Source organism: Microbacterium sp. Bi98, from assembly GCF_918698045.1.
GTDB lineage: Bacteria > Actinomycetota > Actinomycetes > Actinomycetales > Microbacteriaceae > Microbacterium.
In genome coordinates, this window is the sequence record NZ_CAKKLK010000012.1 from 90,878 (window position 1) to 100,431 (window position 9,554).

Annotated in this window: 10 protein-coding genes and 1 pseudogene; 4 read left to right on the forward strand and 7 right to left on the reverse strand. The window is 66.9% G+C overall.

Features of this window, described 5'->3' with window-relative positions; translation table 11 throughout:
• Positions 1 to 48 precede the first annotated feature (48 nt).
• The 4 genes from LQZ85_RS15440 (at position 49) to LQZ85_RS15455 (ending at position 2,680) form a co-directional block, all read left to right on the forward strand.
• Positions 49 to 1,599, forward strand: coding sequence for an aldehyde dehydrogenase family protein (locus LQZ85_RS15440; protein WP_230101151.1), 1,551 nt, complete (start codon positions 49 to 51; stop codon positions 1,597 to 1,599).
• Between the two features lie 68 nt (positions 1,600 to 1,667).
• The gene (locus LQZ85_RS15445) at positions 1,668 to 2,069 is read left to right on the forward strand and encodes a DUF779 domain-containing protein (protein ID WP_187249170.1); all 402 of its coding nucleotides are present in this window, start codon (positions 1,668 to 1,670) and stop codon (positions 2,067 to 2,069) included.
• A gap of 60 nt (positions 2,070 to 2,129) precedes the next feature.
• On the forward strand, positions 2,130 to 2,405 hold the full coding sequence (locus LQZ85_RS15450) for a type II toxin-antitoxin system Phd/YefM family antitoxin (protein WP_230101152.1): 276 nt from the start codon (positions 2,130 to 2,132) through the stop codon (positions 2,403 to 2,405).
• The gene (locus tag LQZ85_RS15455; RefSeq protein ID WP_230101153.1) at positions 2,402 to 2,680 is read left to right on the forward strand and encodes a type II toxin-antitoxin system RelE/ParE family toxin; all 279 of its coding nucleotides are present in this window, start codon (positions 2,402 to 2,404) and stop codon (positions 2,678 to 2,680) included. Before LQZ85_RS15450 ends, LQZ85_RS15455 begins: the two co-directional genes overlap by 4 nt.
• A gap of 23 nt (positions 2,681 to 2,703) precedes the next feature.
• Here the strand turns inward: LQZ85_RS15455 and LQZ85_RS15460 are convergent.
• The 7 genes and pseudogenes from LQZ85_RS15460 to LQZ85_RS15490 form a co-directional block, all read right to left on the reverse strand.
• A pseudogene (locus tag LQZ85_RS15460) lies at positions 2,704 to 3,381 on the reverse strand (tryptophan--tRNA ligase); the annotation flags it as partial.
• Between the two features lie 180 nt (positions 3,382 to 3,561).
• On the reverse strand, positions 3,562 to 4,317 hold the full coding sequence (locus LQZ85_RS15465; protein WP_230101154.1) for an ATP-binding cassette domain-containing protein: 756 nt from the start codon (positions 4,315 to 4,317) through the stop codon (positions 3,562 to 3,564).
• Positions 4,314 to 5,111: an ABC transporter ATP-binding protein gene (locus LQZ85_RS15470; protein WP_230101155.1), complete on the reverse strand. Its 798-nt coding sequence runs from the start codon at positions 5,109 to 5,111 to the stop codon at positions 4,314 to 4,316. Before LQZ85_RS15470 ends, LQZ85_RS15465 begins: the two co-directional genes overlap by 4 nt.
• Positions 5,108 to 5,968 (reverse strand): ABC transporter permease, encoded by an 861-nt coding sequence (locus LQZ85_RS15475; protein WP_230101156.1) that lies wholly within the window; start codon positions 5,966 to 5,968, stop codon positions 5,108 to 5,110. Before LQZ85_RS15475 ends, LQZ85_RS15470 begins: the two co-directional genes overlap by 4 nt.
• Positions 5,965 to 6,927 (reverse strand): ABC transporter permease, encoded by a 963-nt coding sequence (locus LQZ85_RS15480; RefSeq protein ID WP_053098213.1) that lies wholly within the window; start codon positions 6,925 to 6,927, stop codon positions 5,965 to 5,967. The genes LQZ85_RS15475 and LQZ85_RS15480 overlap by 4 nt, the downstream gene beginning before the upstream one ends.
• A gap of 53 nt (positions 6,928 to 6,980) precedes the next feature.
• Positions 6,981 to 8,474 carry an ABC transporter substrate-binding protein gene (locus LQZ85_RS15485; protein ID WP_230101157.1) on the reverse strand — a complete coding sequence of 498 codons (1,494 nt, stop codon included), beginning with the start codon at positions 8,472 to 8,474 and terminating at the stop codon, positions 6,981 to 6,983.
• Between the two features lie 28 nt (positions 8,475 to 8,502).
• Positions 8,503 to 9,198: a DUF1684 domain-containing protein gene (locus tag LQZ85_RS15490; protein WP_230101158.1), complete on the reverse strand. Its 696-nt coding sequence runs from the start codon at positions 9,196 to 9,198 to the stop codon at positions 8,503 to 8,505.
• Positions 9,199 to 9,554 lie beyond the last annotated feature (356 nt).

A 9,554-nucleotide genomic window follows, 5' to 3' on the forward strand; every position in this document is an offset into this window, starting at 1 on the left:
GAGACACAGCCCGCAGCACCGACGCCGCGGCCCGTCGAAGGAGTCCCGATGACCATCGTCGAAGAAGACGTGTCCACCGCCTACGCCGCTCCCGGTCAGCCGGGCGCCCTCGCTACCTACCGTCCGCGGTACGGCCATTACATCGGCGGAGAGTTCGTGGATCCCGTCAAGGGCCAGTTCTTCGACAACGTGAGCCCCGTCAACGGCAAGCCCTTCACCGAGGTGGGCCGCGGCACCGTCGAGGACATCGACCGCGCGGTCGACGTCGCCTGGAAGGCCTTCGCCAGCTGGGGCAAGACCAGCGCCGCGGAGCGCTCCGTGATCCTCAACAGGATCGCCGACCGCATCGAACAGCATCTCGAGGAGATCGCCGTCGCCGAGACCTGGGAGAACGGGAAGCCCGTGCGCGAGACGCTCGCCGCCGACATCCCACTCGCTGTCGATCACTTCCGTTATTTCGCCGGAGTACTCCGGGCGCAGGAGGGCGGCATCAGCCAGCTCGACGAGAACACCGTCGCGTATCACTTCCACGAGCCGCTCGGCGTGGTCGGACAGATCATCCCGTGGAACTTCCCGATCCTCATGGCCGTGTGGAAACTCGCGCCGGCGCTCGCCGCAGGCAACTGCGTCGTCATCAAGCCGGCCGAGCAGACGCCGGCATCCCTGCTGTTCCTCTTCGACATCATCGGCGATCTGCTGCCCGCCGGCGTCGTGAACATCGTGAACGGCTTCGGCATCGAGGCGGGTGCACCGCTCGCGCAGCACAAGCGCATCCGCAAGGTCGCGTTCACGGGTGAGACCACGACGGGGCGTCTGATCATGCAGTACGCGTCGCAGAACCTCATTCCGGTCACGCTGGAGCTCGGAGGCAAGAGCCCGAACGTGTTCTTCGAGGACGTCGCCCGCGACACTGCCGACCCGTTCTACGACAAGGCGCTCGAGGGCTTCACGATGTTCGCTCTCAACCAGGGAGAGGTCTGCACCTGCCCCTCGCGGGCGCTCATCCAGCGCTCGATCTACGACGGCTTCCTCGCCGACGGCCTCGAACGCGTCGGCAGGGTCGTGCAGGGAAACCCGCTGGATCCGGCCACGATGATCGGCGCGCAGGCATCGAACGATCAGCTGGAGAAGATCCTCAGCTACATCGACATCGGCAAGCAGGGAGGCGCGCGACTGCTCACGGGTGGCGACCGCGTCGATCTCGGCGGCGACCTCAGCGAAGGTTTCTACGTTGCGCCGACCGTGTTCGAGGGCACGAACGACATGCGCATCTTCCAGGAGGAGATTTTCGGCCCGGTGCTCTCGGTCACCTCGTTCGATGACTTCGACGATGCGATCTCGATCGCGAACGACACCCTCTACGGACTGGGTGCGGGAGTGTGGAGCCGCAGCGGCGACACCGCCTATCGCGCGGGACGGGCGATCGAGGCCGGTCGTGTCTGGACGAACACCTACCACCAGTACCCGGCGCATGCGGCGTTCGGCGGGTACAAGCAGTCGGGCGTCGGTCGCGAGAACCACAAGATGATGCTCGACCACTACCAGCAGACCAAGAACCTCCTGGTCTCGTACGCAGAAGGCCCGATGGGCTTCTTCTGAGCTCGACCTCCGGGCGGGCGCTGCACCGGCAGCGCCCGCCCGGAACCACCTGCAGGAAGGCTCGGAGCATGGTCAGCATCGGCACCTATCAGCGAGTCGACGTGACGGATGCCGCGGCATCCCTCATCCGCGATCTCACCGTGCAGCACGGACCCCTGATGTTCCATCAGTCGGGCGGATGCTGCGACGGCTCGTCACCCATGTGCTACCCGGTCGGCATGTTCATCACCGGGCCGAGCGATGTGCTGCTCGGCGCCCTCGATGTGGGGCTCGACTCCCCGGTCGAGGTCTTCATGTCGGAATCGCAGTTCGAGTACTGGAAGTACACCCACCTCACGATCGACGTCGTGCCGGGCCGCGGTGCCGGCTTCTCGGTCGAGGGTCCCACGGGAATGCGGTTCCTGATCCGCTCGCGGATGCTGAACGACGCGGAGCTGCAGTACTTCGGCCTCGCGCCTTCGGGGAGCTGAGGGGACCAATTTCCTGAAACTAAGCTAGATATAGGCCAGATTTCAGGCTAATCTTCCTCCATGCAGACCATACCGCTCAGTGAGGCGAAGGATCACCTGTCGCGTCTCGTCGACCAAGTGGAACGTGAGCACGAGACGATCGAGATCACTCGCCATGGACGCAGCGCAGCGGTGCTGGTGAACAAGGATGCTCTGGACTCGCTGTATGAGACGCTCTTCTGGTTCTCCCAGGCGGGGACGCGTGAAGACGTGGATGACGCTCGCCGCCAGTCCGGCGCTGGCGAGCTCCGCAGCGCCGAAGACACGATGAAGAGATACGGCGTTCGACCCCGGTGAACTGGGTCACGTCATTCGCCGATTCCGCTTGGCGGGACTTCGATCGACTACCGCCGAAAATCGCGCAGGCGATTGTGGAGTTCGCCGTGCATACGTTGCCGGAGAACCCGCTCCGGATGAGTAAGCCCCTGCTGGAGGACTTCGAAGGACTGCAATCGGCACGCCGTGGCGACTATCGAGTGCTGTTCTATCTGGAGGAGCCGGATCAACTGATCGTGGTGCGTGCCAGGCACCGACGCGATGCGTATCGGCCGCCGGCTCCAGGTATGAACTGACCCCTGCTGGGCCGCCCCTTCCGTCAATAAGTCATCCCCATCGCGGCCCTGACCTCATCGAGCGTGTCGTTCGCGATCTCCTCCGGTGTGCGGTTGAGAACGACCGCAGCCGTCGCGAGCAGTCCCGATACTCCGGGCCGATTCGTGGGGTCGTAGGTGATCGCGCGCTCTGAATCTGTGGGAGCGCGCCTGATGGCGGCCGCGGTCTCGTCTGCCGTCATCCCGAGAGCGATCGCGTTGCCATAGCTCTTCGACATCTTGCGCCCGTCGAGGCCGGGAAGCTCAGGGGTCGCGGTGACGAGCGCGGCAGGCTCTGGGAACACGCTCCCGTATCGCTCGTTGAAGCGACGTGCGATCGTGCGCGTCATCTCGACGTGCGGCAGGTTGTCCTTCCCCACCGGAACGAGGTTGCCCTTGCAGAACAGGATGTCGGCCGCTTGGTGGACGGGATAGGTGAGCAACAGCCCGCTCAGGGTGCGTCCGGACGCCGCGAGCTCGCTCTTGACGGTGGGGTTGCGATGAAGTTCCGCCTCTGTGACGAGGCTCAAGAAGGGAACGAGAAGCTGATTGAGTGCCGGTACCGTCGAGTGGGCGAATATCGTGGTCGAGGTCGGATCCAGGCCGGCAGCGAGATAGTCGAGAACCGCTTCGTACACAGCGCTGCGCACATCGCCGGCCGAGTCGCGGTCGGTGATCACCTGCTGACTCGGACATGACCCATTCTGTGGTCGCACTCCGAGAGGCCTGGCACGCGTCAGCCTGACACCACGGCGTCGTCTGCGGCCACCCTGCTAGACGATGTCGGCTGGCTGTAGACACCCCGACGGTCGGGCAGCCATCCGCGAAACGGCCAGCCATCCATGACGAGCGACTGCCGCGACTCAGCGGAGGAGTCGCGGAACCGCGTCGACCAGCGCCCGGGTGTACGGGTCCTGCGGTGCGTGCAGCACGGATGCGGTGGCGCCCTGTTCGACGACGCGGCCGTTCTGCAGCACCACGGTGCGGTCGCAGGCTGACGCGATCGCGGTGAGATCGTGCGACACCATCACGAGCGACAGGCCGTTCTCTCGACGCAGGCGGTCGAGCAGCTCGAGCACCTGCACGCGCGTCGTCACGTCGAGGGCGCTCACCGGCTCATCGGCGAGCAGCACGCGCGGGCGCGAGACCACGGCTCGGGCGATCGCGATGCGCTGACGCTGGCCGCCCGAGAACTCGTGCGGGTATCGGCGGGCGGTGTCGGCGGGAAGCCCGACCGACTCGAGGGCCTCGGCGATGCGGCGCTGCGCGTCGGCGCCGGAGGCGAGGCCGAGTGAACGCAGGGGCTCGCCGATGATGCGGTCGATGCGCTGACGGGGGTCGAGCGACGAGTACGGATCCTGGAACACCGGCTGCACGCTCGCGCGGAAGCGGCGCATCTGCGCACGGTCGCGCAGCAACAGGGGAGCACCGTCGAAGAGCACCTGTCCATCGCGTGGTGCCGAGAGCCCGAGCATCAGCCGCAGGATCGTCGACTTGCCCGCACCCGACTCGCCCACGAGGCCGAGCGAGTCTCCCTCGTCGAGGCTCAGTGAGATGTCGTCGAGCACCCGGCGCGATCCGTAGGCGAAGCCGGCACCGCGGAGTTCTAGGAGGCTCATGCGTCAGCCTCCTTCGCATCGAGGAACGCATCGAGCGCGCGAGCGCTGTCGACCAGCATCCGCGTGTACGGCTCCGCGGGGCGCCGCAGCACGTCGGCGACCGCCCCCTCCTCGACCACCAGACCGTCGCGCAGCACGACGATGCGGTCGACCATGCGCGACACGACGGCGAGGTCGTGGCTGATGAACAGCAATGCCATGCCGCGTTCGGCGACGAGCCGCTCGAGCAGCGTGAGCACGGCATCCTGCACGGTCACGTCGAGCGCGGTGGTGGGTTCGTCTGCGATGAGCAGCTGTGGCCGGGCGGCCAAGGCGATGGCGATCGCCACACGCTGGCGCTGACCGCCGGACAGCTCGTGCGGGTAGGCGCGCGCGAATCGCGGCTCCGACAGCGACACCTCATCGAGCGCCGCCGTGACGGCCGACCGCAGTTCCGCGCCGCGCAGGCCGAGATGACGACGCAGCGGCTCGGCGATCTGGCGACCGACCCTCATCAGAGGGTCGAGCGCCGTGAGCGGCTCCTGGAACACGATCTGGGCGACCGGTCCGCGCAACGGCCTCAGGTCGGCATCCCGCGCACCGACGACCTGGTGCCCGTCGAGCAGCACCGACCCGGACGAGACGAGAGAATCCGGCAGCAGGCCGGTGACCGCGAGCGAGGTGAGCGACTTGCCCGACCCGGACTCGCCGATCAGCCCCAGGCGTTCGCCGGGCTGAAGCGAGAACGAGACATCGCGCACGAGAGCCCCAGATCCGGAGCGAACGGTGAGCCCTGCGACCTCGAGAATGCTCATCGGCTCCTCCTGCGGGTCGGGTCGGCGAGATCGCGCAGGCCGTCGGCGAGGAAGTTGACCCCGAGCACGAGGGCGATGATCGCGATGCCGGGGGCGATAGCGCCGACGGGAGCGGTGAGCACGGTGCCCTGCGCCTCCTGCAGCATCCGACCCCACGAGGCGTTGGGCGGCGGGGCACCGAGCCCGAGGTACGACAGGCTGGCCTCCGCGAGCACTGCGGCACCGAACTGCAGAGCCAGACTGACCGCGAGGGTCGGTGCGATGTTGGGGAGCACGTGCTCGAACACGATGCCGAGCACACCCGTGCCGCTGGTGCGTGCGGCGGTGATGTACTGCTCCTGCAGCACGCGGCGCGAGAGGATGCGGGTGAGACGCGCGACGACCGCCGACATCGCCAGTCCGATCGCGAGCACCGCCGACCACAGCGACGCTCCCTGCACCGCGACGACGAGCATCGCGAGCAGCAGCACCGGGAAGGCGATCACGACGTCCAGTCCGGCGGAGAGCGTGTCGTCGACCCATGGCCGCGAGAAGGCGGCGATCAGTCCGACGATCACGCCGAGAACGGCGGCGATCGCGACCGAGCAGATGCCCACGATCAAGGCGATCCTCGCACCCCACATGAGCTGCGAGAGCAGGTCGCGGCCGAGCCGATCGGTGCCGAGCAGGTGCATGGCGCTCGGCCCCTCGAGACGACTTCCACTCGTGTCGGCGAGCGGATAGGGGAGCCAGAACAGCGACACCAGCGCGATGAGCACGATGATGCCGGTGAGCACGAGCCCGATCAGCAGGGTCGCCTTCGGCCGCCTCCGCACGGGGACGGATCCGGTGATCAGCTGCTCGGCGACGCGGCTCATCGGTTGCCCGAGACGCTCGTGCGCAGTCGCGGATCGATCAGGCGCTGCACGATGTCGGCGGCGAACCCGACGAGCAGCACGAAGAGGGTGCTGACGACGAGGACACCCTGGATGACCTGGAAATCATGCTGTTCGATGGCCGACAGCAGCAGACTGCCGAGACCGGGAAGAGTGAAGACGCTCTCGACGACGACCGCGCCGAGCAGCGTGGTGGACAGCTCGATGCCGAGGACCGCGACGACCGGCACCGAGCCGTTGCGCACTCCGTGACGCAGCAGCGCCTCGGACATGCCCGACCCGCCGGCGCGCGCGGTGCGGAGGTAATCGCTGCCGATCACGTCGAGGGTGGCGGAGCGCACGTAACGGCTGAGGGATGCACTCATCACGATCACGATCGTCGTCACCGGCAGCGCGAGAGAGCGTAGCGCGTCGGCCGGATCCTCCCAGCCGTCGCGCGGGAATCCGCCGGACGGCAGCAGGCCGAGGCCGAGTGCGAAGATCCAGACGAGCACGACGCCCACCCAGAACACCGGCACGGCAACACCCAGCTGCGCGAATCCCGAGAGCGCGATGCCGTACCAGCGGTCGGACTTCACGGCGGCGGTGATGCCGATCACCAGGGAGACGAGAAGGGCGGCGGTGAACGCGATGAGTGTGAGTGGGAGGGTCACGGCGAGGCGATCGGCGATGTCGGGGCCGACCGGACGCGAGCTCAGGAACGACTCACCGAGGTCGAAGCGCAGGAGCTGACCGGCCCAGGTCGTGAACTGCTGCAGGAGGGGCTGATCCGAGCCGACCTGTGCGCGGGCGGCGGCGATCTGCTCGGGTGTCGCATTCACCGAGAGCAGGGCGTTCGCCGGGTCGCCGGGGAGCAGCCGCAGCAGCACGAAGATCGCGATCATCGCGACGACGAGCGAGACCACGAGGAACGCGAGGCGGCGCAGCAGGTAGGCGAGCATGGCTTCTCAGGATGAAAGAGGGGGATGCCGACACGCGGCATCCCCCTCGCGCGTCAGGACTTGACGATGTCGTAGGCGAAGAACTGCGAGTTCAGGCCGTTGACCGGGTAACCGCTGAGGTCGCTCGAGGCGACCACGATCTGCGGGTACAGGTACAACCATACGCTCGCGGCATCCTCGGCGATCTTCTCGTTGACCTGCTTCAGCAGAGCTGTCTGCTCGTCGGTCGTGGCGGCCTGCTCGGCCTCGGCGACCCACTGCTGCACCTGGGCGTCGTCGTAGCCCCAGTAGAAGTCGGGGTTGCCGTACCAGACCACGTCGCGGTCGTTCACGTGCTCCTGCAGGGTGGCCTCGAAGTCCTGCTCCTTGAAGACCTTGGTGTACCACTCGTCGGCGCTGATCGTGTTGATCTCGACCGTGATGCCGACCTCGGCGAGCTGCGACTGCAGGAACTCCGCGACGGCGGGGTGCGGGTCGTAGCTCGGGGTGTCGAGCGTGAAGGTGAAGCCGTCCGCGTAGCCGGCCTGCGCGAGCAGATCCTTCGAGAGGTCGACGTCGTACGGGTTCACCTGGGTGAGGTCTTCGTACCAGGGGTCGGTGGGCGGCACCATCGATCCGATGAGCGTGCCGTAGTCGCCCCAGATCGACTCGAGCAGCTTCTGGGTGTCGATGGCCGAGTAGATCGCCTTGCGCACGACGGCGTTGTCGAACGGGGCGACCCGGTCGTTGAAGGCGAGCAGCTCCTTGGTCGTCGAGGTGCCCTCGCTGATGACGTAGTCGTCGCTGTCGAACTGCGCGAGCGAGTCCGGGCTCTGCACGCTGGTGATCATGTCGATCTCGCCGGTGGCCAGAGCGTTGTTCTCAGCGGTGGCGTCGGTGAAGTACGTGTAGACGACCTCGCCGTTCTTGGCGGGCTCGCCCCAGTAGTCGTCCCAGCGCTCGAGGGTCAGGGTCGAGCCCTTCTTCCACTCGTCGAGCGTGTAGGGGCCGGTGCCGTCTTCCGTGCCGGTGATGTCACCGGCCTCGTCGTTGACGATCCAGACGTAGCTGAGGTTGTAGAGGAACGAGATCGACCGCTGCGACAGCGTGAAGACGACGGTCTGGTCATCGGGCGTCGCGATGTCGGCGATGGTCGTGAAGCTCGACTTGCGCGCCGACACGGAGTCCTCGGCGGTGACGGCCTCGATGCTCGACTTCACGTCGGCGGACGTGAGCGGGTCACCCGAGTGGAACGTCACATCGTCGCGCAGAGTGATCGTGTAGGTCAGGCCGTCATCCGACACCTGGGCGTCTTCGGCGAGAAGCGGCTCGACCTCTCCGTCGTCGGTCAGGCGATAGAGGCCCTCGTAGACGTTGCCGGTCAGTGCCTCGGTCACACCCTGGCCGCCGCCCTGCGTGTTGCTCAGGTTGGTGGGCTCGTACAGCGACCCGATGAAGATGGTGGCGTCTTCGCTCGCGGCGTCGTCGGTGGCGCCCGACGCGCAGCCGGCCACGAGGGCGAGCGTGGCGACGGCGCCGAGCGCGCCGAGGATGCGGGTTCTTCTCATGAGTGCTCCAGGGTGAGGGTGCGCGGCGTCACGCCGCGTAGATGTCGAAGCCGTCGCGGAAGACGGCGTTCTTCTCGCCTGCTCGGATAGGCAGGGGGAAGCGGTTGGATGCCGGCGGCAGCGGGCAGTTGTACTGGGCGCTGAATCCGCACGGCGGCACGAAGGCGCGGTTGAAGTCGAGCACCACGGTGCCCTCGTCGTCACGGAGCTCTACGAAGAGGAAGCGGCCGGATCCGTAGGTCTCGGAACCGTTCGTCTCGTCGCCGAAGACGAGCAGCAGCGTGCCGCCGTCGTCGAAGGCCGCAAGGTCGTACGCGCGGCCGTCGAGCACGAAGTGGATGTCGCCGGGGACGACGAGCTCACGCGTGCCGCCGTTGTCGCGGATGTGCTCGAACGACACCCGACGATCGCCGGAGACCGGCGTGAAGTGCCCCTCCAGAACCCATGCCGGGTCGTACTCGTATGTGTCGATGCGGTCGAAGGCGCGGATGGCGGGGGACTCGGCATCCCACACGCGCAGCCCGTGCTCGGCCTCCCCGGTCTCGATGTTCGTGCGCTGGATCGGCGTCACGGTCACCGTGTCGGATGAGGCCTGCCGCTCGGCATCCAGATCGGGAGCCTCGCCCGTCCAGCGGGTCTCGATCAGCGCGAGGTTGCCGGTCGCAGAGGTGACGGAGGCGCGGCGATCGGCCTGCCACTGGGTGTGATCTTCGAGTTCAGACATCACCTTCCATTCTCTTGCATGCAGACGGGGGTGGGGCCGGACGCGTCACTCTGGGTAACGGAGATCACGGTGCCAGGAGGGCATGCACGAATGCGGTGTCGGAAAGGCGCCCCAGACCCTCATTTCGCACGTTTCTGGACCGGATGCAACGTGTTCGGTCGAGTCTCTCGGACGCAATGGAATGCAACGTATACCGGTATACCATTACTCATATACGCGCAGAGTCGTCAGTCCCCAGCTGACCCGCGCGTGGACGGTTCGACCGTCCTGCGGAGGGAGAGTCAGATCTTCTTCTGATCCCGAGGGGGGATGGGGTGGGAGCGCTGATCCCCAGTCAGCACCCACCCCCACAACCC